Source organism: Pseudarthrobacter sp. fls2-241-R2A-127, from assembly GCF_030209355.1.
GTDB lineage: Bacteria > Actinomycetota > Actinomycetes > Actinomycetales > Micrococcaceae > Arthrobacter.
On the sequence record NZ_JARVSF010000043.1, the window covers coordinates 22,874 to 44,942 of the forward strand.

Below are 22,069 nucleotides of genomic sequence, written 5' to 3' on the forward strand. Positions count from 1 at the left end.
AGCCGTCCTTCCGCACCGCCCGGTCCATGCCAGGCCCTCCGACAGTCCGTTCGCAGTCTATGCCAGCTCCCGGCGTCGGCGAGAGGTTGGCCACAAAAGCTCAAACATCAAACGTCTAACCTTTAGGGTGAGTAGTATGCCTGCCACTCCCCCAGCGTCCGCGCCACCCGCAACTGCCACCCTCCCGGCCGGCACCGCCAACGGAACGGCGCCCGCCAAACCGCGCTCCGCCGTCGTCTTCGGCGTGATCGCCCTGGTGCTCATCGGGCTGAACCTGCGCGCGGGCATCACCGGAGCCTCGGCCCTGCTGCACGACCTCCAGGCCGTCCTGGGCTACGGGACCCTGGTGGCAGCCATCATCCCGTCCATTCCCACCCTGTGTTTCGCGGTGGCGGGCGCCGCAACCTCCTGGCTGAGCGGCAAGCTCGGCGTGGAGAAGGCCATCCTGCTGTCCCTGACCCTCCTGGCCGGCGGCTTACTGCTGCGCGGTATTCCCGCCACCGGAATGCTCGTGGCCGGCAGCGTGGTGGGCATGTCCGGCCTGGCCGTGTGCAACGTGGCCATGCCGTCCTTCATCCGCGAACACTTCGCCGCCCGGACCTCACTCATGACGGCCGTCTACACCGTGACAATGACCACCGGCGGCACCCTGACCTCCGTCATGGTGGTCCCGCTGGCCCAGGCCCTCGGATCGCCGTCCGCCGCCGTCGGCATGGTGGGCATCGCCGCCGTGGCCGCCCTGCTGGGCTTCCTCCCCGTGGCGCTGCACGCCCACCGCCACACGGTCCGGAGCACCGCACCCCATATCTCCCCGTGGCCCCTGCTGCGCACCCGGAAAGGCCAGCTCCTCACCGCGATCTTTACCCTCCAGGCCCTGCTGGCCTACGCGCTGCTGAGCTGGCTGCCGTACATGCTCACCACCATGGGCCTGAGCGCCTCGGACAGCGGGCTGATGTTCGGATTAATGCAGCTGGTGTCCGTCCCGGCCGGCATGGTGCTGATCGCCATCGGCTCCCGCCCGCGCATGCTGCGCCCGGCGTTCTACCTGGTGAGCGTCACCATGGCGGCGGGAATCGCGGCGCTGCTGGTCCTGCCCGTGGGGCTGGCGGCCATTCCGGCCGTCCTGATCGGTTTCGGCCTGGGCATCTTCCCCCTGGTGATGGTGATGATCAGCCGCAGCGGGACAAGCACCGCCGAGACCACAGCGCTGTCCACGCTGGCGCAGTCTTCGGGATACCTGCTGGCGACGGCGGGTCCGTTCGGCATGGGCCTGCTGCACAGCGCCACAGGCGGCTGGACCCTGCCGCTGGTACTCCTGCTCGCACTGGCCCTGGTGCAAATCGTGGTGGCCCACCTGATCACCGGACGCCCGATGTCCGGCACGAGCCCGGCGGAAAGGAAGTAGCACCGTGTCGCTGAGCCCTTCCGTCCGCCAGCCGCTGGCCACCGAAGTCACCGCCAAGCTGCGGGAGATGGTCCACTCCGGCGAGTGGGTCCTGAACCAGCGCATCCCGCCCGAGCCCGAACTCATGGCCCGGCTGGGGGTTTCCCGCGGCACCCTGCGCGAAGCGGTGAAGGCGCTGGCCCACGGCGGCATGCTGGAGGTCCGCCGGGGCGACGGTACGTACGTGCGGGCCACGAACGAGATGTCCGGTGCCGCGCGGCGGCTCTACCAGGACCACACCGAGCAGCACATCCTCGAGGTCCGGCTGGGCCTGGACACCCAGGCTGCCCGGCTGGCCGCCCGGAATGCCACGGACGACGACGTCACGGCCCTGCGTGACCTCCTCGGCGCCCGGGACCAGGCCTGGAAGAACGGCGACGTCGAGGCGTGGGCCGACGCCGACTGGCAGTTCCATCTGGGGGTGGCCCAGGCATCGGGCAACCCCCTGCTGCATGAGCTGTACGCCAGCTTCGGGACTGCATTCCACCAGGACCTGCTCACGCAGCAGCGGCGGCAGGGCTTCAACGGGCTCCCCCGGGACGGCCACGAAACCCTGCTGGACGCCATCGAACGGCGGCACGAGGACGACGCCGTGGCCACCGTGAACCGGAACCTGAACTCCTGCGCGGAGTGGCTGGCGGAGTAGCGCCGCACAACGAACGGCCCGGCACCGTGGGTGCCGGGCCGTCGTCGTCCGTCCTGTGCCTGCCGGTGAATTAGTTCCGGCGCAGGCCCGCAAGGACGTTCGTGGGGCGCTGCATCTCGCCGTGCTTGGCACCCAGGATGATCACCAGCGCGGCGAATCCGGGAATGGCCCACTGCAGGAGCTTGAGCTGCTGCTGGGCGGACTTCAGTTCGTCCGACGCTGCCGGGTACGGCTCCGTGGCACCCTTGGCACCCTCATCGGCAAGCTTCTCCACCTTCTTGCCCAGGATGCCGGAGTACAGGGTCACCCCGGCGCCCGCGAGCGTCACGACGGTCTTGATGGCGGTATCGCGTGCCACCCCGTCCTGCTTGGCGATCCGGCCCTTGTTGTCCCAGGCGATGGCGAGGTCTGCCGCAAGGTGCGCGGCGAACGCCGCGGTCTGGACCGGAGCCCACCGCATCCAGCCGGCGCTGGAAAGCCGGGTGCGTTCCGCGGGATCCTTGGCCTGCGCCGCTGCTCCGTTCAGTCCTATGGCGCCCATCAGCGATCCGCCGAACCATGCTGCCGCCGTCAGGTCGTGAACTGAACGCGCAAAGAGATTTCCTGCCATGATGTACATTCCTAACGTTGTGAACGGGTCTCGGCGTGCCGCCCTCCGCGGGTGTCGCATGCCGTGTCCTAATCAAGGTATGGTCTGCTCATACTAAGCACACTTACTAATATTACGAAAGCCCGGCCCCCGGCCCTGCTGACCGCGTAATATCAACGCCATGGGAAACACAGGGACATTGTTCGGCTGGGCCTTCGGGAACCCCGCCCGGGAAAGTGACAGCGGCTACGTGGACGCGCTGGAGCGCGAGGCACTCGGGAACGCCCGGGAAACCGCAAAGTCCAAAGGCGTCAGCGTCCTACCCGGTTCAGAGGTGTTCACCGTACTCAGCGGCCACGATTCACTCGTGGAGCTGGACAACGCCCCCGGCCAGCTGGTGGTCCGCTGCACGGTCCATGTTGAGGGCCCGGGAGCCGAGAAGATGCGGGCCGAAGGGCCCATGAACGGCTAGGGCATGTCCGACGGCGATTCCACCCTCAGCCAGGCAGCCGATGCCATCGAAGACGCGTCCAACCACAAGGCGCTCGATGTCCTGGCCCGCACGGGATTCGCCGTCATGGCGCTGCTCCACGTGATCGTGGGCGCCATCGCGATCGCCATCGCCTTTGGCCACCCGGGGGACGCCGAACCCACCGGTGCCATCGCCCGGCTGGCGGACAACCCCTTCGGCACCATCGTGATGTGGGCGTGCGTGGCGGCCTGCCTGGGACTGGCCCTCTGGCAGGCCAGCGAAGCGACCCTCCGCGCCCGGAGCTTGCCCCGTAAGGAACGGCTGGCCAAACTGCTGTCATCGGGTTTCCTTGCTGTCGCGTACGGCAGCGTGGGCCTCAGCTTTGCGGGGTTCGCGGTGGGGCAGCCCAGCGACTCGGGAGAGAACACCAAGGATTTCAGTGCCGGCGTGATGGCGCACCCGGCGGGGCCCTGGGTCCTGGTGGCGCTGGGCCTGACTGTCCTCGGCATCGGCATCTACTTCATCGTCAAAGGCCTCCGGCGCGGATTCAAGGAAGAACTGTTCCACTTTGACGGCACCCGGCGGGGCCGGTTGATCGACAGCCTTGGCGTTACAGGCCACGTGGCCAAGGGCATCGCGCTGGTCCTCACCGGGCTGCTGTTCGTGATCGCCGCTGCCAAGCACCGGCCCGATGAATCCACCGGACTGGACGGCAGCCTCAAGGCCTTGCAGGACCATCCGTTCGGTCCCACCCTGCTGGTGGCGATTGGCGTGGGCTTCATCGCGTACGGGATTTTCGCGTTGATCCGGGCCCGGTTCGGGCGCATGTAGTCCCGCGGATTATGGGTAGGAAGGAAGTATGACCCAGCAGCTGCGCGTTCTGTCCGCCGTGACCGGAGGTACCGGCCAGGCCTTTGCTGCCCTCTTCCGGCTCCTGAAGGTCGCCCGGCCGGACCGGCCGATCCACCCGCAGGGGCTGGGCCTGGCCGGAGAGCTGGCCAGGACCGGAAACCCGGCCGGGGCCAGCGGCATCGACTGGCTGGACTCCCCCGGCACAGACAAGGTGGTGGCGCGCTTTTCACGCTCCGTGGGGCTGCCGCAGGCGGTCCCGGACATCCTGGGCCTGGCCCTTCGGGTGTCCCCGTCGGGCGACGCAGCCGGTCCGGCTGATGTCCTGTTCGCCTCCACCGGCTGGGGATTGCCGGGCCGGTTCGTGCTCATGCCCCGCCTGGACGTCGCCGGCGCCACCATGACCACGCTCATGCCGTACCGCGGCCGGCGGGGCCCGGTGCTGCTGGGCCTGCGGACGCGGAACCTGCCCGCGGGTTCGCTGGCCGCCGGGGAATGGGTGCTGGGGCTGCACTGGGCCACGCCGGGCGGCCCGTGGCGCGAATGCGGTGAGCTGCGGCTCCACGCCGGCATCCATCCTGGAGATACCCCCTTGCGGTTCGATCCCCTTGAGAAACAGCCTCCAGGAGCCCAGGCTTACGGCTGGACCCGGCGGCTCCGGAAGCCGTCCTACCGGGCCGCGCGGCGGGCCGCACCTCCCGCCGTCGGACGTCCCCATCAGGAAGCGTCCGCCACGAACTCCGCGGTACAGCTACAGGAAAGCACCACCGCAACCGGAAGGAACCCCATGTCCACCGTCTCGCAGCTGTTCAACGCCCCCTCCGCCGACGTCTGGCGCGTCATCGCAGACGGCTGGCTGTACTCCGGCTGGGTGGTGGGCGCCTCCCGGATCAGGGATGTGGACGCCGAATGGCCTCGGGTGGGGGCCAACCTCCACCACTCGGTGGGTGCCTGGCCGCTGGTGATCGATGACAGCTCCCGCGTGACCGCCGTCGATCCCGGCCGTTCGCTGGAGCTCGTGGCGCGGGGCTGGCCCATGGGCGAGGCCAAAGTGGAAATCACCCTGGAGGACCGGGGATCCCAATGCCTGGTGACCATTGCCGAAGACGCCATCCACGGTCCCGGCAAGCTGATGCCCAAGGCCCTGCGCCATCCCATCATCTCGGCCCGGAACCGGGAGACCCTGCGGCGGCTGGAGCTCATGGCCATCGGGGGCGCAGGGAAATAGCCGGCTCAAAGTAGCGCAGGCCGGTTAACAACACTTAAAAGCAGGAACCGCGGGACCAATGGGTTCCGCGGTTCCAGCCTTCTGTTAATCCTTAGACCTGCGCGGCCACGCCATCGCGGGAGATGGAAACCATGTCCTCGCGCGGCACCACCTTGATGCGCTCACGCTTGACCTCGACGCCGTGCGAGCCACCGGCCTCGGTGGCCGCCGCGCCGAGAGCGAGCTCGTGGGCGTCCAGCGCCAACCAGCCTTCCCAGCTGGTGAACTTCACGCCGCGGGAGTCGAGCAGTTCGACGACGGCACTTTCCTCGGGTGCATCGGCGACCGGCAGGTTTTCGCGGTCTTCCAGCAGGTACGTGACGGTCTCCAGGGCGTCGCCCTTGGTGTGGCCGATGAGCCCGACCGGTCCGCGCTTGATCCAGCCGGTGGCGTAGAGGCCCGGCACGTGCGCACCCGAAGCATCCAGGACCCGGCCGCCGTCGTTCGTTACCACGCCCTTCTTGTGGTCGAACTCGACGTCCGGCAGCGCAGAACCGAAGTAGCCGATGGCGCGGTACACGGCCTGGACGGGGTAGTCCACGTACTCGCCGGTACCGCGGGCGTTGCCGGTGCCGTCCAGCTCGGTGCGCTCGAACTTGATGCCGGCCACGTTGCCGGGGGCGTCGGCGTCGTCGTAGATCTCCACCGGGCTGTGCAGAAAGTGCAGGTGCAGGCGGCGGGAAGCCTTCAGCTCGGAGAGGTCCTCGGGCTGCTCGGCGATCCAGTTGGTGAGCGTGCCAACCATGGTCTTGGTCTGGTTGTTGGTCTGGATCTGGCGGTCCGATTCCTCGTCGAACTCGAAGTCCTCCGGGTACAGGATGATGTCCACGTCCTTGGAGTGGGACAGCTCGCGCAGCTCCAGCGGGGTGAACTTGACCTGGGCGGGGCCGCGGCGGCCGAAGACGTGCACGTCCGTAACCGGGGAGTTCTTCAGGCCGGCGTAGACGTTGTCCGGGATTTCGGTGACCAGGAGGTCGTCCGCGTGCTTGGACAGGACTCGGGCCACGTCCAAGGCCACGTTGCCGTTGCCCAGGACGGCGATTTCCTTGGCGTCCAGGGGCCACTCGCGCGGCACGTCCGGGTGGCCGTCGTACCAGGAAACGAAGTCGGCGCCGCCGTAGGAGCCGTCCAGTTCGATGCCCGGGATGTTCAGGTCCGCGTCCTTGATGGCGCCGGTGGCGAAGATGACGGCGTCGTAGTGGGTGCGGAGGTCCTCGATGGTGAGGTCCGTGCCGTAGTCCACGTTGCCGAAGAAGCGGATGTCGCCCCGGTCCAGGACCTTGTGCAGGGCGTTGACGATGCCCTTGATGCGGGGGTGGTCCGGAGCCACGCCGTAGCGGATCAGGCCGTAGGGTGCGGGGTAGCGGTCAAAGAGGTCGATGCTGACGGTCAGCTCGCCGCTCTTGACGGCCTCGCTCTTGGTGAGGATGTCGGCGGCGTAGACGCCGGCCGGGCCGGAGCCAACGACGGCGACGCGCAGCGGACGCGCAGCAGTTCCTACGGTGGTGCTGGATGACACGGCTGTGTTCCTTTTCTTCTGCATCGATTGCTGAGTACTTGTCGTTTTGAACGCTCATAACGACAACTACGGAGCAATCGATGGGTTTCAGTGGGTGAGGACGGTCTTGCGGGGGCTGTTCGGGGTGGTGGTGCCGTAGTCAGCGGTTTTGAAGTGCGACGGCGCGAACGGGCTCACGCGCACCACGTCACCGATGACAATCACGGCAGGATTTGCGACGCCGGCCGCCTGGGCCTGGTCGGCGATGGAACCGAGCGTGCCGATGGTGACGCGCTGGTCCGGCAAATAGCCGTTTTCAACGATACCAACGGGGGTGTCTGCAGGCAGTCCGGCTTCGCCCAGCGCGGACGCGGATTCCCGGAGCTGGCCCACGCCCATGAGCAGGATGATGGTGTGGTCGGCCCGGGCAGGAACTTCGGAGAGTTCTTCGTGGCCGGTGACCACGCTGAAGCCCTTGGCCAGGCCACGGTGGGTGACGGGAATCCCGGCGGCTGCCGGGACGGAGATGGCGGACGTCACGCCGGAGACCACCTCAACCTCGACGCCGTGCTGGCGGCAGTATTCGGCTTCCTCGCCGCCGCGTCCCAGCACATACGGGTCGCCGCCCTTGAGCCGGACCACGCGGTGGCCCTTGAGCGCTTCCTCAACGAGGATCCGGTTGATCTCTGCCTGCGGTACGGGGTGGTGGCCGGGGGTCTTGCCCACTTCGATGATGCGGACGTCCGGGGCGAGTTCGTTCAGCAGTTCGCGGGGGCCGAGGCGGTCGGCCACCACGACGTCGGCCTGGCCCAGGAGCCGCCGGCCGCGGACGGTGATGAGGCCGGTATCGCCGGGACCACCGCCCACCAAGGCAACAGTTCCGCGGTGCGCGCGGCGGCGGCGCAACGGCAGGTCGCCGGTTTCGAGGGCGGTGGCGACGGCGTCGCGGACTGCCATGGCGCGGCGCGGGTCTCCCCCGGCGTTCACGGCGATCTTGACGTCGTCCACCACGGCGACAGCGGGGGTCCAGGCGGCGGACGCTTCATGGTTGGAGGCGTTGACGCACCAAACGCGCTGCGCCTCGGCGTCGGCCGATACCTGTGCGTCCACCTCCGGGTCACCGGTGGCGGTCTGGGCGAACCACACGCCGTCGACGTCGCTGGAGAGGTACGGCCGCGCTTCCCAGGTGAGCAGGCCGGCGTCGGCCATGTCCTTCAGCGCGGGCGAGGCAACCGGTGCCACGACGGTCACCACGGCACCGGCGTCGAGCAGGCCCTTGGCGCGCCGTGCAGCAACGGGGCCGCCGCCCACCACCAGCACGGGGCGGCCGAGCAGCCGCAGCGCCGTGGGGTATATGTCCTGAATTGCCATGGATCAACGGTAGGGCCGCGTCACATTCGCCAACAAAGGCCGAGCAACACCAGTTCACGCAAGGTAACGCTGCGTCACAAAGGGTTCTTGGCGCCGGCTGCAAGGAACCGGCCCCTGCTGGTGATGAGCCGTTCCAGGTACCGGGCCAGGACGAGGCGCTCGACGGCGCGGCCCAGGACTCCCAGCGGGGCGGTGAACTCCACCCTGTCTGTCATCACGCTGCCGGCAGGCGTCCGCTCGAACTCGTGGACGTGCCGGAAGTGCTTGAAGGGGCCGGCGACCTGCTCGTCGGTGAAAGTGCGGGGGAAGTCCAGGCGGGTGACCCTGCTGGTCATGGTGAGTGGAATGCCGAAGTGCCGGGCCCGCCACGTGACGTCCTGGCCCTCCCCGATCAGCCCGCTGGTGACGCCGCCCACCGCGCGCTCTCCGGATGCCTGCTGCGAGTCCAGGTGCAGGTCGATGCTGCGCGCCCGGTCGAAGAGCTGCTCCACGGGGAGTGGGGACTCGGTGCGGCACACGAAGCTGGCTGTCATGGCGCCAGTCTGCCACCGGCCTGGCGGGTGCGACGCATTTGCGTGATTTTCAGGGTCTACCGACCGGGCAGCTCCTGCAAGACCAGGGCTCCGGGGCTTTGGCGGGGCTAAAAGTGACGCAAACGCGTCAGAAACGGCAAGAGCCCGACGGCGGGAGGTCGCCGTCGGGCCCTAGCGGTGCGTTTGGAGGGGCTGGCTCAGCGGGTGCTCCCTGCCAGGAGCCCACGGCTGCGGAGGAGCCGCTTCTCGATGGGACCGAAAACGAGCAACTCGATCAGGATGCCCACCGCGAGGATCAGGAGGATGGCCGCCATGACCACAGCCATGTCCGAGAGGGTCCGGCCCTGGTCAAGCAGCGAGCCAAGGCCGAAGCCTATGGTGCCGCCCACCGCAATGATCTCGGCGGCCATAAGGGAACGCCAAGAGAACGCCCAGCCCTGCTTAAGGCCGCCCAGGTAGCCCGGCAGCGCGGCCGGAAGGACAACCTGGAGGGCCATCTGGAGCCGGGAAGCACCCAGGACTGTCCCCACGCGCCTGTATTGCGGCGGGATCTGGTCCACGCCGGAAATGAGCCCGTTGATGATGGAGGGGATGGCTCCCATGAACACCACGAAGTAGACGGTGGCGTCGGTAAGGCCGAACCAAATGATGGCCGCGGGGACCCAGGCCACCGAGGGCAGGACCTGAAGGCCCGAGATGAGCGGCCCGAAAGCGCGCCGCAGCGGCGCCACCTGGGCCAGGAGTAGCCCCACCGGCGTGGCGATGGCCACCGAGATGAGGAAGCCCACCACGCCGCGCTGCAGCGACGTCCACACCGATTCCTGCAGTTTGCCGTCGCCCCAGAGAATGCCCAGCTGGCCAAGGACGTCCAGCGGCCCGGGTACCAGGTCGCGGCGCTTGACACCGAGCGAGACGTAGAACTGCCAGACCAGCACCAGGACCACCAGTGCGGCCAGGGGCAGGAGGAGCCGGCTCCAGTCGATCCGGTGCTTGCGGGCGGCGTCGGACTGCAGCGAGTCCAGCCCGGATTCGAGTTCGCGGAGGTCCTCATGCCCGGTGGACGTCCGCGTCAAAGCGGCATGGACGTGCTCGCGGGCTGCGGGCTTGGCGTCAGCGGGCTCAACCACCGGTTCCTCCTCAACCAAAGGCGGATTACTTGGCATGGCGGCGAATCTCCTCCCGCAGCCGGGCAGTGATGACCCCGGTCAGCTGGCCGGCAAGCCCGGCGTCGGTTCGGTGTTCCTCGGTAACGGCCCACTCCTGGACCACGCGGCCGGGCCGGGAGGACAGCAGCAGGACTCGCTGTCCCAGGCGGACGGCCTCGCGGACATTGTGGGTGACGAACACGATGGTGCGTCCGGTTTCCTTCCAGATCCGTTCCAGCTCGTCGTGCAGCAGGTCACGGGTGATGGCGTCCAACGCGGCAAAGGGTTCATCCATGAGCAGGAGCTGACGGTCCTGGGCGAGGGAGCGGGCCAGGGAGACGCGCTGCCGCATGCCGCCGGAGAGTTCATGCGGGCGCTTGTCGCCGGCAGAGCCCAGGTGCACCAGTTCCAGGAGCTCCTGGGCCTTGGCACGGCGTTCGGCCTTGCCCACACCGCGCAGCTTCAGGGCCAGTTCGATGTTCTCCCGGGCGGTCAGCCACGGGAAGAGCGCGGCGTCCTGGAACATGAACGCAGCACCGTCGCTGGGCACTTCCAGGGCGCCCGACGACGGCGCCTCGAGTCCCGCGATGATGTTCAGGAGGGTGGACTTGCCGCAGCCGGAGGCACCGAGGAGGGCGACGAACTCGCCCCGTTCGATGTTGGCGTTGACGTCGTCCAGTACCGGGGCGCCGTCGCCGAAGCGCTTGCCCAGGTGTTCCAGTACGACTGGCATGGTGCCGTCCTTAGCTAGTTGGGTGGGTCAGTCCTGGCCGAGGCCGGCTGCTGAAATCTTGTTGGCGCCACCGGTGACCTGGTTGAGCGCGCGGAGGTCGAAGAGCCCGTTGATGTCGGCCTTCTTGGTGGTGCCCGCGTCGACGCCGTCCTGCAGCAGCTTGGGGTAGCTGCCGGCCAGCGGGTCGAGGGTGAAAGTGATGTTTGCCAGGGACCTGCCAAGGACATCGCTGGGCAGGGCCGCCCCGGCAGACTCCTGCAGGGCCGCGTTGATGATGTTGGCCTTCTCATCGGCTGGCGCCGAGTTGAGCCAGGCCACCGACTCGGCGTTGCCCTTCAGCAGGGCCTTGACGGTGTCCGGGTGCTCCGCGGCGAACTTCTGGTTCACGATCAGGATGGTGGTGGGGAACTCGCCGGGCTTGCCCGTTCCGGTCCCGTCCCACAGGTCCTTTTCGTCCACCAGCACCTTCGCTCCGGCCTGGAGCACCAGGCGGGAGGCCCATGGCTCAGGCAACCACGCGCCGTCGAGCTTTCCGTCCTGGAACAGCTTCAAGGTCTGGGCGTTCTCCGTGGGGTTGATGGCGACGTCGCCGGTGCCGTCCACGTTGGTCTTGTACCCCTGTTTAGTGAGCCAGGCGCGAAGCGCGACGTCCTGGGTTCCGCCAAGCTGCGGTGAGGCCAAGGTCTTGCCCTTGAGGTCTGCGGCCGAGGCAATCCCGGGTTTGACCACAAGCTGTGCGCCGCCTGCCGCCGCGCCGGCAATCACGCGGACGGACTGGCCCTGGCTCTTGGCGAAGGAGTTGATGGCCGGGTTGGGGCCGATGTAGGCGGCGTCGATAGCTCCGGCGTTAAGGGCTTCGATGGCCGCAGGCCCGGCGTTGAAGGTCTCGGTGCTGAGTTTGGTGCTCCCCAGGGCCTGCTGCAGGAATCCTTTTTTGACGCCAACCAGGGCCGAGGCGTGGGTGACGTTGCCGAAGTAGCCAAGCTTGAGCTCTGCTGCGGGGCTGGGTTCTGCCGCCTGGGCCTCGGTGTTGCGGGAGACGTTCGAGGCCACAACCGCCCCCACGGCGATCAGCAGGACAAGCCCGAGGGCCAGGGCAGCCTCGATGGCGCGCTTGCGCTTCGGGACCGCGCTTTCGCCTGCCACGATGCGGGTCATCCCGGGCTTGGAACTAGTCATTGTTTCACCATAGGGAGTGGCCTAAACCCGTTCAATGACGCGGAAACGGGGGGTCACGCACGTTCATCTAGCGTCATATTCGGCCGCCCGGAAACCCGGTTTCACGGATCCAGCCGCTGCGGCGTTGACCAACGGCCGCCACATGTGCCGCACCGTGCCGGCTGTGCCTCCCGGGCGTCCGGGCTAACGTGGCTACGAGGCTTGCCACAACAGCAAACCGCAGCTGCAAGGAGACCAGGCATGGTGAACGTCCAGACCGAGATCCACATCGACAGGCCCCGTCTTGAAGTGGCGGAGTTCGCGGCAGACCCCGGGAACGCGCCCGCGTGGTACCGGAACATCCACAGCGCGCAACGGCTCGACGAGGGCCCTGCCGGAGTGGGCTCCAAGGTGGCGTTCAAGGCGAAATTCCTGGGCCAAGAGCTCACGTACACCTACGAGTTCGTGGAATACGTTGCCGGTGAGCGGTTGGTGATGAGGACGGCCCAGGGTCCCTTCCCCATGCAGACCACCTACACCTGGACGGATGACGACGGCGGGACGCGCATGACGCTCGGCAACACCGGGAGTCCCTCGGGTTTCTCCCGGCTGGCAGGGTTGTTCATGGAGCCGATGGTCCGGCGTGAAACCCGGAAGGACCTGCAGAAGCTGAGGTCGATCCTCGAGGGCCGGACGTAGGCCGTTAACCACGAAATCGCCGGAACGCTGCGGGCAAGCCGTTTAGGCCCTGTGTGTCAGGCTGTTGTGTGACAGTTTCGCTGTCGTTGCGGCCGGCGCGCAGGACGGGGAAGGTCCATCATGGATTTCGTTATGCCTGTCCGTGTCACGAATCGGAAGCACTTCACGACCGACCAGAAGCACGCGATTCTGGATGAGTACGACAAATGCTTGGAGTGGGGCTCTAAGGCCGCATTCATCCGGGCGGCCGGCGTCACCGAAGGCACCATCAACACCTGGTGCCGGCAGAGGGAAGCCGGTCAGCTGAGGTCCAGATCCGACACGGTAAAGGAGGACCAGCGATTGAACGCAGGCGATAAGCAGTTGCTCAAACGGGTCTTGAAAGAAAACGAAATCCTCAAGGCCAAACTGGCACGGTCCGAGGCTGCCGTGGACATTCTGGGAAAAGCTTCCGCGCTCTTGGACGCGATGGCCAAGAGCGCGGCGGCGACGGATCCGAAACTGGAAGAACCGGAGCCGCAGCGGCCCGAGTGGCTGACGCCAAAATCTGGAAAGACATCGCCCTGACCTTTGCCGGGAAACTGATCACGGCCGGCTGGTCAGCGGTGAAGGCCTGCGCCCTGGTGGGCATTCACCGCACGGCCTGGTACCGGCACTTGAGCCCGCCCACGCCGCCCGGGATCCTGGTGCCTCATGTCGACCGGGCCTACCCGAACCGGATCAGCGACGCCGAAGCCGAGGCGTTCATGGAGCTGTTGAACTCCCGGGAATACGCCAACCTTTCCGTTACCCAGGCCTACTACCGGATGCTCGATGCCGGGCACTGCTTCTTCTCCATCGCCGCCGCCCATCGCATCGTGGCCCGGCACGGACAGAACGGCGACCGCCGCGAACAACGCACGGCAACCGGTCCCAAACGAGCCAAACCGGTCGTGCACGCCACCGCCCCGAACCAGCTGTGGAGCTGGGACATCACGATGCTCCACGGCCCGGGGAAACACACCTACCGGCTCTACACGATGTTGGACGTGTTCTCCCGCAAGGTCGTTGGGCACCGGGTCGAACACACCGAAACCGCGTCCCTGGCCGCGGCACTGATCAACGAGGCGGTCACCGTGAACCGGCAGCGCCCCGAGGTGCTTCATGCCGATAACGGGGCACCCATGAGGGCCGGCAGTACCCTTCAGCTGGCCCAGTCCCTGGGCATCACCCTGTCCTACTCCCGGCCAAGGGTCTCGGACGACAATCCCTACTCCGAATCACTGTTCAAGACCGTGAAATACGACCTGGACTTTCCGCGCCGCTTCCGCGACATCCAGCGCGCCCGGGACTACATGGCGGCTTTCTTCGACAACTACAACGCCAACCACCGCCACAGCGGTTTGAACTACTACACCCCGGACCTCGTCCACAAAGGGCGCGGGAACCAAGCACGCCTACAACGGCAAGCCACCCTCGACGCGATCTATGCACGCCATCCGCAGAGATACCGCAACAAACCTGCCGCACCAGCCGTGCCCTCCCAGGCCGGCATCAACCACAAAACCACCCCGCTGTCACAGACAGCTTGATATATACCGTAGGAACGGCGAGCCCGCAGGTTTCCGGCGATTTGGACGCTGGCTAGATGCTGTAGCGCTCGTCCTCGTGGTCGCCCGGGTGGTCCTTGACCAGGCCGGCGGCCAGCGTGTTGCCGTCCAGGGGGTCGATCACCAGGAACGCTCCGGTGCGGCGGTGGTGCAGGTAGTTCTCCAGCGGCAGCGGGGCGGCGAGCCGGAGCTGCGCGTGGCCGATGTCGTTGAGCTCCAGGTTCGAGGCGGCCTCCAGTTTGAAGGTGGCCAGGTCCAGCTTGCCGGAGACGTTGCGGACCATGGCCTGCACCGTACGGGTGCCGTGCTTGACCAGCACCTTCTGGCCTTCGCGCAGCGGCTTGGGCGAGAGCCAGCAGAGGGCGGCGTACAGGTCGGCGGAGGCTTCGCGGACGGTGCCGGCGGCGGCGATGGTGTCACCGCGGGCGACGTCGAACTCGTCCGCCAGGCGAATGGCCACGGACTGCGGCGCGGCGGCTTCCTCCAGGGAAGCACCGGCGAAGTCGATGCCCACCACGGTGGTGGTCCGCGGGGACTGGCCCGGCGCCAGGACGGAGACCTGGTCCCCCACCTTGACCGAGCCCTCGGTGATCTGGCCGGCGTAGGCGCGGTAGTCGCGGTACGCCTCCACGTCCAGGCCGGCGGCGACGGCGTCGGGGGCCAGCGCACCCTGCGGCCGGATCACCAGCTGGACCGGGAAGCGGAAGCTCTCCAAGTGGCTTTCGAGTTCGTCGGCTGCCGGGAGGGTTTCGAGGACCTCAAGCAGGGCGGGACCGGTGTACCAGGGGGTCCGCTCCGAGCGGTCCACCACGTTGTCGCCGTCGAGCGCCGAGACCGGGATGACCAGGAGGTCGGAGATGCCGTCCGAGCCAAGGCCCAGTTCGCGGCCCACCTGCTGCACGTCGGATTCGATCTCGCGGAACACGGACTCGCTGAAGTCCACCAGGTCGATCTTGTTCACGGCCACGATCACGTGGGCCACGCGCAGCAGCTGCAGCACGGACAGGTGCCGGCGGGTCTGCTCGAGAACGCCCTTGCGGGCGTCGATGAGTACGACGACGGCATCCGCGGTGGACGCGCCCGTCACCGTGTTCTTGGTGTACTGCACGTGCCCGGGGCAGTCGGCGAGGATGAAGCTGCGCCGGTCAGTGGCGAAGTAGCGGTAGGCCACGTCGATGGTGATGCCCTGTTCGCGCTCGGCGCGCAGGCCGTCGGTCAGCAGGGCCAGGTCGATCCCGCCCTTTTCGCCGCCGAAGCCTCGGTCCGCGGAGGTGCGGGCCACGGCGTCGAGGGTGTCAGCGAGGATGGCCTTGGAATCGTGAAGGAGGCGTCCCACCAGCGTGGACTTGCCGTCGTCGACCGATCCCGCGGTGGCGAAGCGGAAGAGCGTGGTGGGCAGGGCTTCGTTGATGGATCCCGCCGGGATCTCGGAAATCGTGGTCATTAGAAGTACCCGTCCTTCTTGCGGTCTTCCATGGCGGCCTCGGAGATGCGGTCATCTGCGCGGGTGGCGCCACGTTCGGTCAGGGTGGAGGCGGCAACTTCAACCACCACGTCGGACACCGTGAAGGCGTTCGACTCCACGGCGCCGGTGCAGGACATGTCGCCCACGGTCCGGTAGCGGACGGTCTTGGTGATGACTTCCTCGTCGGGGCGCGGCTGTGACACCTCGCCCACGGCACGCCACATGCCGTCGCGGGCGAACACCTCGCGCTGGTGGGCGTAGTACAGGCCGGGGAGCTCGATGTTCTCGCGTTCGATGTAGCGCCAGATGTCCAGCTCGGTCCAGTTGCTGATGGGGAACGCGCGCACGTGCTGGCCCACGGTGTGGCGGCCGTTGTACAGGTTCCACAGCTCGGGGCGCTGGTTGCGCGGGTCCCACTGGCCGAACTCGTCGCGCAGGCTCAGGATGCGCTCCTTGGCCCGGGCCTTGTCCTCGTCGCGGCGGCCGCCGCCGAACACGGCGTCGAACTTGTTCTGCTGGATTGCGTCCAGCAGCGGGACGGTCTGCAGCGGGTTGCGGGTGCCGTCGGCACGCTCGGCGAGTTCGCCGCGGTCAATGAACTCCTGCACGGAACCCACTACGAGCTTCAGGCCGAGGCGCTCAACAGTGCGGTCGCGGAAGTCGATGACCTCGGGGAAGTTGTGGCCGGTGTCCACGTGCAGCACGGGGAACGGAACCTTCCCCGGCCAGAACGCCTTGGTGGCCAGGTGCAGCATCACCACAGAGTCCTTGCCGCCGGAGAACAGCAGCGCAGGCTTCTCGAACTCGGCAACAACCTCGCGGATGATGTGGATGGCCTCGGACTCAAGGGTGTCCAGGCTGCTCAGTCGGGTTGAGACGCCGGCCTTGGTCACCTGGGTCTCCTCGGTAAGTGAAGTGCTCATACGTGTAGTCCGCATTCTGTCTTGTCGGATCCTGCCCAGCGGCCGGCGCGGGGATCTTCGCCGGGCGCCACCTTGCGGGTGCAGGGCTGGCAGCCAATGGAGGGGTAACCCTGGGAAAGCAGCGGGTTGACGGGCAAAAGGTTGTCGTCCGAGTACTGGACCAGCTCGTCGAACGTCCAGGCTGCCATCGGGTTGACCTTGACCAGGCCGTTCTTCTCGTCCCAACTGACCAGCGGGGTGTTGGTGCGGGTGGGGGCCTCATCGCGGCGGACGCCGGTGAACCAGAGTTCGTAGCCTGCCAGGGTCCGCTGCAGCGGGGCCACCTTGCGGAGGGCGCAGCACTGGGCGGCGTCGCGGGCGAAGAGGTCCTTGCCCAGGAGCCGGTCCTGCTGCTCCACGGTGTTCTCCGGGAGGACGTCCACCACGTTGACGCGGAGGTTTGCGGCCACCTCGTCGCGGGTGGCGTAGGTTTCCGGGAAGTGGTAGCCGGTCTCCAGGAACAGGACGTCGACGCCGGGCATCTGGTCAGCGACCAGGGCGGGCAGGACCGCGTCGGCCATGGAGCAGGCGACGGCGACCGCGGACAGGTCGAAGTTCCGCTCCACCCAAGCGATCACGTCGCGGGCGGGAGCGTCCCAGCCGAGTTCGGCAGCGCCGGCTTCGGCCAGGGCCTTGAGCTCTTCCTTGGAACGGAGCTTGGCCGGCTGTGCGGTTGTCACTGGAGTGCCTCCTCGTCTGCTGCGTGGGCCCATTCGGCGAAGGTCTGCCCCTCGGCCCGGTCCGCGACGAACCGGCGGACCACGCGCTCCACGTAATCGGGCAGGTCGTCGACGTAGACCTTCAGGCCGCGGACTGTACGTCCCAGGCCTGCTTCCTCGCGGGTGTTGTTTGCCAGGCCGCCGCCAAGGTGGACCTGGAAACCCGGGGAGGGATCGCCGTCGGGCGTTGGCAGCATCATGCCCTTGAGGCCGATGTCCGCCGTCTGGATACGGGCGCAGGAGTTGGGGCAACCGTTGATGTGCAGGGACAGTGCCTGCGGCAGCTGTCCGGATTCCGCGAGGTCGGCCAGGCGGCGTTCCAGCTCGGCCACGGCCGTGGCGGCGGTCATCTTGGTTTCAACGATGGCCAGCTTGCAGTACTCGATACCTGTGCAGGCGATGGTGCCGCGGCGGAACACTGACGGCCGTGCGGACAGGCCCAGGGCGTCCAGTTCTGCCACGAGGGGCTCCACCTGGTCCTTGTCGACGTCCAGGACCACGAGTTTCTGGTGCGGGGTGGTGCGCAGCCGGTAGGAGCCGCGTGCCTCGAGGGTGTCGGCGAGCTTGACCAGTGCCGAGCCGGAGAGCCGTCCGGCCAGCGGCGTGGCGCCGATGAAGAACTTGCCGTCCTTCTGCTCGTGCACGCCCACGTGGTCGCCCGGGGTGGACGGTTTGGGGGCGGCGGGACCGTCGGCCAGCTTGTACCCGAGGTATTCGTCCTCGAGGATCTGGCGGAACTTCTCCGGACCCCAGTCGGCCATCAGGAACTTCAGGCGCGCCTTGGTCCGCATGCGGCGGTATCCGTAGTCGCGGAAGATGCTGGTGACCCCGAGCCACACGTCGGCAGCCTGGTCCGGGGTGACGAACGCGCCCAGGCGCTTGCCCAGCATGGGGTTGGTGGACAGTGCGCCGCCGGCCCAGAGGTCGTAGCCGATGCCGAGTTCCGGGTGCTTGACGCCCACGAGGGCGAAGTCGTTGATCTCGTGGACCACGTCCTGGCTGGGGTGGCCCGTGATGGCGGTCTTGTACTTGCGCGGCAGGTTGGACAGCAGCGGGTTGCCGATGAACCGCTCCCCCAGCTCGGCGATGAGCGGGGTGGGATCGATGATCTCGTCCTTGGCGATGCCGGCCACGGGCGAGCCCAGGATGACGCGGGGCACGTCGCCGCAGGCTTCGGTGGTGGACAGGCCCACGGATTCCAGGCGGTTCCAGATCTCGGGGATGTCCTCCACCTGGATCCAGTGCAGCTGGATGTTCTGGCGGTCGGTGAGGTCCGCCGAGTCGCGGGCGAAGTCCACGGAGATCCGGCCGATCACGCGCAGCTGCTCGGTGGTGAGCGCACCGCCGTCGATCCGTACCCGGAGCATGAAGTACTTGTCCTCAAGCTCGTGCGGCTCCAGCGTAGCGGTCTTGCCGCCGTCGATCCCCTGCTTGCGCTGGGTGTACAGGCCCCACCAGCGGAACCGGCCGTGCAGGTCCTGGCTCGGGATGGCGTCGAAGCCTTCCTTGGCGTAGATGGTCTCGATACGCTCGCGGACATTCAGGCCGTCGTCTTCCTGTTTCCAGGTTTCGTTGGCATTCAGCGGCGTCTTGCCGTCCACCTTCCACTGGCCGTGCGGCTTCGCGGCGGGGCGGGACGGGCGTGCGGGGCGCTTGGTGGCGGCGGAGTCCGCAGACGCTCCGGCTAGAGCTGTATCAGTCATGCATCGACTGTAGGTCGCCCCCGATTTACGTCACAAAGGTCCGGAAACGCTGAGTCACCTAGGGAAATATTTCGTCACGAAACGCCGGATGGCCTTGAAGATGCCACCCTGCTGTGCATCGGCGGGAGCCTTGGGCACGCCCGCCTTCGGCGCCGCCGGTCCCGACGCCGGGGCAGCTTCGGAGGGTGCTTCGTGCATCATCGCGACGGCGGCGTCGTACCTGTCCAGCGCAATTTCCGCGAGCGTCGCGGACGGCAGCAGGGGTTCGGTGACGACGTCGGCCCCCGCCTTCGCGAGCTGGTCGTGGAAGAAGCCCGGCGCCAGCAGGTAGGAGGCAATCACCACCCGGCCGCCGACGTCGACAGCTCCCGCGGACTCCCCCGCTCCGGCGCCTCCTGCCAGCTCCTCCCGAAGCATGGCGACGGCGTCGGGCACGGAAGGCTTGGCGGAGGCACCGTAAGCCGCCACGATCCGGTTGGACCGAAGCGCCTGCAGCTGGCCCAGCAGCTCCTCGACGCTGACCGCGGCGTTGGGGTTCGACGATCCCGCGGCGGCAAGGACGACGACGTCGTTGTCCGTGGTGCCCGCCTCACGCAGCCGCTGGTCCAGGAGTTCGGCAAGGCGCGGATCCGGGCCCAGCGGAGCGGCGGCGGCGCTGCCGGGGCGGCTCTTCACGGCCCGCGCAATGTCCACCTTCACGTGGTATCCAACACTTAGCAGCAGCGGAACCACTACCGCCGGCTCACCCTCCGGCAGGCCCGCAACCACATCCACCAAGTCCGGCTGCTGGACGTCCACATAGGCTTCCCGGACGTCCAGTCCGGGGCGCAGTGCGGCGATGGCGGCACGCAGGGCGTTGACCTCCGCGGCTCCCTGTGTGTTGGACGTCCCATGGGCGCACGCGATCATGATGGGGCTGTTCATAGGGGCTAGCGTAACGTTGGAGCCGCCCTGTCCGCCCTCTTTGAAATACCCGGGACGCCCCATGACATTCGCCTTTGACAACTCCCCGGTATGGCTGGATCTGCTGGGCGTGTTCTTCTTTGCCGTCTCGGGTTCGCTGCTGGCGGCGCGGAAGCAGATCGACATTGTCGGCTCCCTGCTCCTGGCCTCGCTGGTGGGCCTGGGCGGCGGCGTGATCCGGGACGTCATCCTGGTCATGGTTCCGGCGGCGTTCACCAACCCCGCATACCTGGCACCACCGCTGCTGGCCACGGTCCTGGTGTTCTTCCTGTTCTCCAGCGTCCAGCGGTACACGTCCCTGCTGATCCTCTTCGACGCGGCAGGCCTGGCCCTGTTCTGCATGACCGGCACGCTTAAGGCCCTGGCCACCGGCCTGAACCCGGTGGCGTCCGTATTGCTGGGGGTGACCACCGCGGTGGGCGGCGGGCTGCTGCGGGACATCACCGCCAACGAGGTTCCGGAATTGTTCAACCCCAAGGATATTTACGCGCTGCCGGCGTTCCTGGGTTCGTCGTTGACTGCTGTGCTGTGGGTCCTGGGCGTATTCAACGTGCTGACGGCCGCGGCCATCGCGGCAGTGGTTTTCACGTTCCGTGTCCTCGCCTGGCGGCGTTCGTGGCAGGCGCCACTCGCCGTGCGCGGATGGCACCGGCGGGCTGGCAATACAGGGCCGTAGTGGCTGTTCCGTGTCATTTTGAGGGGTCCGGGATTGGCTAGGATATGAGCATGACTGACATGTTCCTCGAGAAGTTCCGCGCGCTTGTTCCGAAGTATCTCGAGGATGAATGGCAGGAAGCAGATGGCCTGACGCCCGAGGAGCTGGACGGCGCCCTCGCAGAGCACCAGTTCGAGATCCCCTTGGTCCTGCGCGAGTTCTACCTCGCCCTGGGCGGCTGCGAGGACCTGATGGAGGCCTACCACTACTTCTGGGATCCCGAAGAGCTCGAGGTCGATGACGAGGGCTTCCTGATGTTCCTCGAAGACGAAGAGGAACAGTTCACCTGGGGCTTCCGCGTGGGCGACCTCGGCGTCCCGGACCCCATTGTGTACCGCCGCAACAACGCCCGCGGCCAGTGGAAGTCCGAGGAAGGCACGTTCTCCGAGTTCGTCTTCGACATGTTCGAGTGGGCTTTCGAGGACGACGAAGAAGAAGAGTAGGTCTCTGCTTCCTTGCTTCCGGTGACGTATTTGCGTCATTTATGGACCTCACCTTGGAGTGTGCCCCTGCGTTTGCAGGGGCACTCACCGTTTAACGCCCCATAAATCACGCAAACCGGCCGCCGTGCCGCGTATTCGTCGGACTGCGCCACACCCGCAGCACCGCCTGGACCTCTGCCACCATGGCCTCGGGACGGTGGATGACGTCCTCGTAGTAGTAGCGCAGCACCAGGTATCCCCCAACAATGCTCTGGTTATTGCGTCGTTGGTCCCGCTTGATGGATTTCGGCTCGAAGTGGGTTGAGCCATCTGTCTCCACTACCAGGCACTCCTCAACCAGGAAATCCACTTCTCCAACCCCGGCGATGTACACGTGACGCCGAACCCGCAGCCCGGCGCGTGCGAAATGGGCATTTGCGAGAATCTCCAGCAACGAGTCTGCGCGGGGAATCACCAGGTCCAGAACCGACCTGGCGCGCCCGTTCCGGCGTCCCTGGCAGCGCGCATAGAGGAAATCCAGCGAGATGCCTCCGCCACCCACAGCCGACTGCACCATCACCAGCGCGTCCAACTCCGGGAGGCAGTGCAACGCATGAAGAAGCACGTCAGCGAGCCCCACCACGGGCAGCCAGGCATGCCGCGGATGCTTGGGCCGGCCGTGGTCCACCACACCGGACGTGCGGGTGGGGTGGCTGCGGGTCAAGTGCAGCGCGGATGGGTTATTGAGAACCCACAGCTGGTAAATGGGCGCTGCAGACAGACACGTGAGCCGCCCGCCGGCTGCCAGAGCCCCCGCGATCCGTTCATCGCCAGGCAGCGCATATACGCCGCGCCTGAGTCTGGCCACAAGGCCCAGCTCCAATGCCTGACCTACCCGGGTACGCGTGAAGCCGGCCTTCCGCAGGTCAAGGGAGCGGGCTGCGCCCCCGTCTCTGGCCAGGTAGTCACAGATGTCCATCCCTCATCGTGTCCACGCGCAGCCCGGCGCGATGCCAAGGATCCCTTCCATGTGGATAAGACCCAAACCAGGTGACCTAATTGCGCGCTTTCTGTGCCGCGCCGGAACCCGGTACCGCACAAATCCGGGGCGCAGAGCCGCCCGTCCG

At 67.2% G+C, this 22,069-nt stretch carries 23 protein-coding genes; 10 read left to right on the forward strand and 13 right to left on the reverse strand.

The annotated features are described in order from the left end of the window. Positions 1–136: 136 nt before the first annotated feature. Both QRN53_RS19695 and QRN53_RS19700 read left to right on the forward strand, forming a co-directional pair. Entirely contained in the window at positions 137–1,405 is a 1,269-nt protein-coding gene (locus QRN53_RS19695; RefSeq protein ID WP_285245494.1) for an MFS transporter, read from the forward strand. A 4-nt stretch (positions 1,406–1,409) separates the two neighbouring features. Further along, positions 1,410–2,090 (forward strand): FadR/GntR family transcriptional regulator, encoded by a 681-nt coding sequence (locus QRN53_RS19700; protein WP_285245495.1) that lies wholly within the window; start codon positions 1,410–1,412, stop codon positions 2,088–2,090. A gap of 70 nt (positions 2,091–2,160) precedes the next feature. Here the strand turns inward: QRN53_RS19700 and QRN53_RS19705 are convergent, their stop codons facing one another. After that, entirely contained in the window at positions 2,161–2,700 is a 540-nt protein-coding gene (locus QRN53_RS19705) for a hypothetical protein (protein ID WP_285245496.1), read from the reverse strand. Between the two features lie 160 nt (positions 2,701–2,860). Between QRN53_RS19705 and QRN53_RS19710 the strand changes: the two genes are divergently transcribed. The 3 genes from QRN53_RS19710 to QRN53_RS19720 are packed head-to-tail and all read left to right on the forward strand — an operon-like array spanning position 2,861 to position 5,228. Next, complete coding sequence (locus tag QRN53_RS19710; RefSeq protein WP_285245497.1) at positions 2,861–3,151, forward strand: hypothetical protein; 291 nt, start codon at positions 2,861–2,863, stop codon at positions 3,149–3,151. A 3-nt stretch (positions 3,152–3,154) separates the two neighbouring features. Next, on the forward strand, positions 3,155–3,982 hold the full coding sequence (locus tag QRN53_RS19715; RefSeq protein WP_285245498.1) for a DUF1206 domain-containing protein: 828 nt from the start codon (positions 3,155–3,157) through the stop codon (positions 3,980–3,982). Between the two features lie 28 nt (positions 3,983–4,010). After that, the gene (locus QRN53_RS19720; protein WP_285245499.1) at positions 4,011–5,228 is read left to right on the forward strand and encodes an SRPBCC family protein; all 1,218 of its coding nucleotides are present in this window, start codon (positions 4,011–4,013) and stop codon (positions 5,226–5,228) included. 91 nt (positions 5,229–5,319) lie between these two features. On the opposite strand, the gene QRN53_RS19725 is transcribed toward QRN53_RS19720, so the two are convergent. From QRN53_RS19725 to QRN53_RS19750, 6 genes are all read right to left on the reverse strand, one after another. Beyond that, entirely contained in the window at positions 5,320–6,786 is a 1,467-nt protein-coding gene (locus QRN53_RS19725; RefSeq protein WP_285245500.1) for an FAD-dependent oxidoreductase, read from the reverse strand. 87 nt (positions 6,787–6,873) lie between these two features. Beyond that, positions 6,874–8,136 (reverse strand): uroporphyrinogen-III C-methyltransferase, encoded by a 1,263-nt coding sequence (cobA, locus tag QRN53_RS19730; protein ID WP_285245501.1) that lies wholly within the window; start codon positions 8,134–8,136, stop codon positions 6,874–6,876. Positions 8,137–8,210: 74 nt separating this feature from the next. Beyond that, positions 8,211–8,669, reverse strand: a complete 459-nt coding sequence (locus tag QRN53_RS19735; protein ID WP_285245502.1) for an SRPBCC family protein — start codon at positions 8,667–8,669, stop codon at positions 8,211–8,213. Between the two features lie 197 nt (positions 8,670–8,866). Beyond that, entirely contained in the window at positions 8,867–9,832 is a 966-nt protein-coding gene (locus tag QRN53_RS19740; protein WP_285245503.1) for an ABC transporter permease, read from the reverse strand. Further along, positions 9,822–10,547 carry an ABC transporter ATP-binding protein gene (locus QRN53_RS19745; RefSeq protein ID WP_285245504.1) on the reverse strand — a complete coding sequence of 242 codons (726 nt, stop codon included), beginning with the start codon at positions 10,545–10,547 and terminating at the stop codon, positions 9,822–9,824. The genes QRN53_RS19740 and QRN53_RS19745 overlap by 11 nt, the downstream gene beginning before the upstream one ends. A gap of 27 nt (positions 10,548–10,574) precedes the next feature. Further along, a complete protein-coding gene (locus tag QRN53_RS19750) occupies positions 10,575–11,705 on the reverse strand; it encodes an ABC transporter substrate-binding protein (RefSeq protein ID WP_285245601.1) in 1,131 nt (376 codons plus the stop codon). A gap of 261 nt (positions 11,706–11,966) precedes the next feature. Here QRN53_RS19750 and QRN53_RS19755 point away from each other — a divergent pair, with 261 nt between their 5' ends. The 3 genes from QRN53_RS19755 (at position 11,967) to QRN53_RS19765 (ending at position 13,975) form a co-directional block, all read left to right on the forward strand. After that, positions 11,967–12,404 carry an SRPBCC family protein gene (locus QRN53_RS19755; RefSeq protein ID WP_285245505.1) on the forward strand — a complete coding sequence of 146 codons (438 nt, stop codon included), beginning with the start codon at positions 11,967–11,969 and terminating at the stop codon, positions 12,402–12,404. Between the two features lie 120 nt (positions 12,405–12,524). Beyond that, positions 12,525–12,971 (forward strand): hypothetical protein, encoded by a 447-nt coding sequence (locus QRN53_RS19760; RefSeq protein WP_285245506.1) that lies wholly within the window; start codon positions 12,525–12,527, stop codon positions 12,969–12,971. After that, complete coding sequence (locus QRN53_RS19765) at positions 12,935–13,975, forward strand: IS3 family transposase (RefSeq protein WP_285245507.1); 1,041 nt, start codon at positions 12,935–12,937, stop codon at positions 13,973–13,975. Before QRN53_RS19760 ends, QRN53_RS19765 begins: the two co-directional genes overlap by 37 nt. Before the next feature lie 52 nt (positions 13,976–14,027). Here the strand turns inward: QRN53_RS19765 and QRN53_RS19770 are convergent, their stop codons facing one another. From QRN53_RS19770 to QRN53_RS19790, 5 genes are read right to left on the reverse strand one after another with little or no spacing between them, the layout of a single operon-like run. Further along, positions 14,028–15,437 carry a sulfate adenylyltransferase subunit 1 gene (locus QRN53_RS19770; RefSeq protein WP_285245508.1) on the reverse strand — a complete coding sequence of 470 codons (1,410 nt, stop codon included), beginning with the start codon at positions 15,435–15,437 and terminating at the stop codon, positions 14,028–14,030. Next, positions 15,437–16,381 carry a sulfate adenylyltransferase subunit CysD gene (gene cysD / locus QRN53_RS19775; protein ID WP_285245509.1) on the reverse strand — a complete coding sequence of 315 codons (945 nt, stop codon included), beginning with the start codon at positions 16,379–16,381 and terminating at the stop codon, positions 15,437–15,439. The genes QRN53_RS19770 and cysD overlap by 1 nt, the downstream gene beginning before the upstream one ends. Beyond that, positions 16,378–17,133 carry a phosphoadenylyl-sulfate reductase gene (locus QRN53_RS19780; protein WP_502934866.1) on the reverse strand — a complete coding sequence of 252 codons (756 nt, stop codon included), beginning with the start codon at positions 17,131–17,133 and terminating at the stop codon, positions 16,378–16,380. Before QRN53_RS19780 ends, cysD begins: the two co-directional genes overlap by 4 nt. Then, positions 17,097–18,842, reverse strand: a complete 1,746-nt coding sequence (locus QRN53_RS19785; protein ID WP_285245511.1) for a nitrite/sulfite reductase — start codon at positions 18,840–18,842, stop codon at positions 17,097–17,099. The genes QRN53_RS19780 and QRN53_RS19785 overlap by 37 nt, the downstream gene beginning before the upstream one ends. A 54-nt stretch (positions 18,843–18,896) precedes the next feature. Next, positions 18,897–19,766, reverse strand: a complete 870-nt coding sequence (locus QRN53_RS19790) for a sirohydrochlorin chelatase (RefSeq protein WP_285245512.1) — start codon at positions 19,764–19,766, stop codon at positions 18,897–18,899. 61 nt (positions 19,767–19,827) lie between these two features. Here QRN53_RS19790 and QRN53_RS19795 point away from each other — a divergent pair, with 61 nt between their 5' ends. Together QRN53_RS19795 and QRN53_RS19800 are read left to right on the forward strand one after the other, a co-directional pair. Next, entirely contained in the window at positions 19,828–20,481 is a 654-nt protein-coding gene (locus tag QRN53_RS19795) for a trimeric intracellular cation channel family protein (protein ID WP_285245513.1), read from the forward strand. A 50-nt stretch (positions 20,482–20,531) separates the two neighbouring features. Beyond that, on the forward strand, positions 20,532–20,963 hold the full coding sequence (locus QRN53_RS19800) for a hypothetical protein (protein WP_285245514.1): 432 nt from the start codon (positions 20,532–20,534) through the stop codon (positions 20,961–20,963). Positions 20,964–21,069: 106 nt separating this feature from the next. On the opposite strand, the gene QRN53_RS19805 is transcribed toward QRN53_RS19800, so the two are convergent. Further along, positions 21,070–21,921 carry a type IV toxin-antitoxin system AbiEi family antitoxin domain-containing protein gene (locus tag QRN53_RS19805; RefSeq protein ID WP_285245515.1) on the reverse strand — a complete coding sequence of 284 codons (852 nt, stop codon included), beginning with the start codon at positions 21,919–21,921 and terminating at the stop codon, positions 21,070–21,072. Between the last annotated feature and the right edge of the window lie 148 nt (positions 21,922–22,069).

Excerpts from the sequence above, each read along its gene's own strand:
- QRN53_RS19800 (WP_285245514.1), top strand. The coding sequence starts at position 20,532 with ATGACTGACATGTTCCTCGAGAAGTTCCGCGCGCTTGTTCCGAAGTAT.
- QRN53_RS19760 (WP_285245506.1), top strand. The coding sequence starts at position 12,525 with ATGGATTTCGTTATGCCTGTCCGTGTCACGAATCGGAAGCACTTCACG.
- QRN53_RS19720 (WP_285245499.1), top strand. The coding sequence starts at position 4,011 with ATGACCCAGCAGCTGCGCGTTCTGTCCGCCGTGACCGGAGGTACCGGC.
- QRN53_RS19785 (WP_285245511.1), bottom strand. The coding sequence starts at position 18,842 with ATGACTGATACAGCTCTAGCCGGAGCGTCTGCGGACTCCGCCGCCACC.
- QRN53_RS19705 (WP_285245496.1), bottom strand. The coding sequence starts at position 2,700 with ATGGCAGGAAATCTCTTTGCGCGTTCAGTTCACGACCTGACGGCGGCA.
- QRN53_RS19755 (WP_285245505.1), top strand. The coding sequence starts at position 11,967 with ATGGTGAACGTCCAGACCGAGATCCACATCGACAGGCCCCGTCTTGAA.
- cobA (WP_285245501.1), bottom strand. The coding sequence starts at position 8,136 with ATGGCAATTCAGGACATATACCCCACGGCGCTGCGGCTGCTCGGCCGC.
- QRN53_RS19745 (WP_285245504.1), bottom strand. The coding sequence starts at position 10,547 with ATGCCAGTCGTACTGGAACACCTGGGCAAGCGCTTCGGCGACGGCGCC.
- QRN53_RS19695 (WP_285245494.1), top strand. The coding sequence starts at position 137 with ATGCCTGCCACTCCCCCAGCGTCCGCGCCACCCGCAACTGCCACCCTC.
- QRN53_RS19795 (WP_285245513.1), top strand. The coding sequence starts at position 19,828 with ATGACATTCGCCTTTGACAACTCCCCGGTATGGCTGGATCTGCTGGGC.
- QRN53_RS19805 (WP_285245515.1), bottom strand. The coding sequence starts at position 21,921 with ATGGACATCTGTGACTACCTGGCCAGAGACGGGGGCGCAGCCCGCTCC.
- QRN53_RS19750 (WP_285245601.1), bottom strand. The coding sequence starts at position 11,705 with ATGACCCGCATCGTGGCAGGCGAAAGCGCGGTCCCGAAGCGCAAGCGC.
- cysD (WP_285245509.1), bottom strand. The coding sequence starts at position 16,381 with ATGAGCACTTCACTTACCGAGGAGACCCAGGTGACCAAGGCCGGCGTC.
- QRN53_RS19710 (WP_285245497.1), top strand. The coding sequence starts at position 2,861 with ATGGGAAACACAGGGACATTGTTCGGCTGGGCCTTCGGGAACCCCGCC.
- QRN53_RS19740 (WP_285245503.1), bottom strand. The coding sequence starts at position 9,832 with ATGCCAAGTAATCCGCCTTTGGTTGAGGAGGAACCGGTGGTTGAGCCC.
- QRN53_RS19715 (WP_285245498.1), top strand. The coding sequence starts at position 3,155 with ATGTCCGACGGCGATTCCACCCTCAGCCAGGCAGCCGATGCCATCGAA.
- QRN53_RS19790 (WP_285245512.1), bottom strand. The coding sequence starts at position 19,766 with ATGAACAGCCCCATCATGATCGCGTGCGCCCATGGGACGTCCAACACA.
- QRN53_RS19770 (WP_285245508.1), bottom strand. The coding sequence starts at position 15,437 with ATGACCACGATTTCCGAGATCCCGGCGGGATCCATCAACGAAGCCCTG.
- QRN53_RS19780 (WP_502934866.1), bottom strand. The coding sequence starts at position 17,133 with ATGGGCCCACGCAGCAGACGAGGAGGCACTCCAGTGACAACCGCACAG.
- QRN53_RS19735 (WP_285245502.1), bottom strand. The coding sequence starts at position 8,669 with ATGACAGCCAGCTTCGTGTGCCGCACCGAGTCCCCACTCCCCGTGGAG.